This is a genomic window from Streptomyces sp. NPDC005017, from assembly GCF_042873115.1.
Lineage (GTDB): Bacteria > Actinomycetota > Actinomycetes > Streptomycetales > Streptomycetaceae > Streptomyces.
On sequence record NZ_JBIALD010000063.1, the window covers coordinates 1 to 1,374 of the forward strand.

Annotated in this window: 1 protein-coding gene; it reads left to right on the forward strand. The window is 69.9% G+C overall.

What is annotated here, in order from left to right; translation table 11 throughout:
• The first annotated feature begins 267 nt into the window (after positions 1–267).
• Positions 268–1,338, forward strand: a complete 1,071-nt coding sequence (locus ACFYR0_RS37765) for an ISAs1 family transposase (RefSeq protein ID WP_389338922.1) — start codon at positions 268–270, stop codon at positions 1,336–1,338.
• Positions 1,339–1,374 lie beyond the last annotated feature (36 nt).

Consider the following 1,374-nt stretch of genomic DNA (forward strand, 5'->3'; position numbering starts at 1 on the left):
CAGGGTCTTTGAGAAGTGCCGAGGTGGGCGGTTCGCCTGCTGAGAGCCGGATGTGACGGCTTGTCGGCTTCTGCCGGAGGCGCCCCTGGACGCAGAACAGGCATGGCCGCTGGTGATCATGTGGGTGTCGAGTCCGTATGAGCACCGAGCGAGTCCATGCCTGCGCGCCCATCTTCCCGCATACCGTCATGCCTTCAGCAGTTGGGGGAAGCCTCCGGTCCAGCCCCGCTGGAGACAGCCGCTGACCTGCGGAGTTACCTGGCCACGGTGCCTGACCCGCGGGCCCGTCGCGGCGTCCGTCACCCATGGACGGCGCTGCTCACCTCTGCGGCCGCCGCCGTTCTGGCCGGTGCCGCCTCGATCACGGCGATCGGCGAGTGGGTTGCCGACGCGCCGCAGCGCGTCCTGGCCCTGCTCGGGTTCCAGCCCGACCCGCTGACCGGCCTGATCCGCCCGCCCCATGCCACGACCGTCCGCCTCGTCCTGGCCGCCGCGGACGGCGACGCCCTCGACCGCGCCATCGGTGACTTCCTCCAGGAACGCCAGGCCCCGTCCCCAGGACGAAAGGTCATCGCCGTCGACGGCAAGACACTCCGCGGCTCCCGCAGCTCCACGCGGGCGGCCACCGCGCTGATCGCCGCCATGACCCACAGCGGCCAGGTCCTCGCCCAACGACAGATCGACAGGAAAAGCAACGAGATCCCGGCCTTCGCCCCGCTCCTGGACGGCATCGACCTGACCGGTGCCGTGATCACCGCCGACGCCCTGCACACCCAGCACGATCACGCCTCCTACCTGCACGAACGCGGGGCACACTATTTGGCCGTCATCAAGCGGAACCACCCCGGACTGCATGAGCGCATCCACCGCCTTCCCTGGCGCGACATCCGCCTGGACCACGTCGACCGCACCCGGGCCCACCACCGCGACGAGATCCGCCGCCTGAAAGCCGCCGCGTTCGCCCACATCGACTATCCCCACGCACGCCAGGCCCTCCAAGTCGTGCGCTGGAGACGGGACATGGGCACCGGCAAGCTGACGATCGAACGGATCTACCTGGTCACGAGCCTGCCGCCCGGCGCGGCCGACGGCAGCGAACTCGCGGCCTGGATCCGCGGCCACTGGCGCATCGAGAACCAGCTGCACCACGTCCGCGACCGCACCTTCCACGAGGACGCCTCGCACATCCGCACCCGTCACCTGCCCCGCGTCATGGCCGGCCTGCGCAACCTCGCCATCGGAGTCCACCGTCAGGACGGCCACACCAACATCGCAGCCGCCCTCCGCCACACCGCCCGAAACCACCTGCGGCCCCTCACCGCCCTCGGCCTGGCATGACGAACCCGGACACAACATCACTTCTCAAAGACCCTG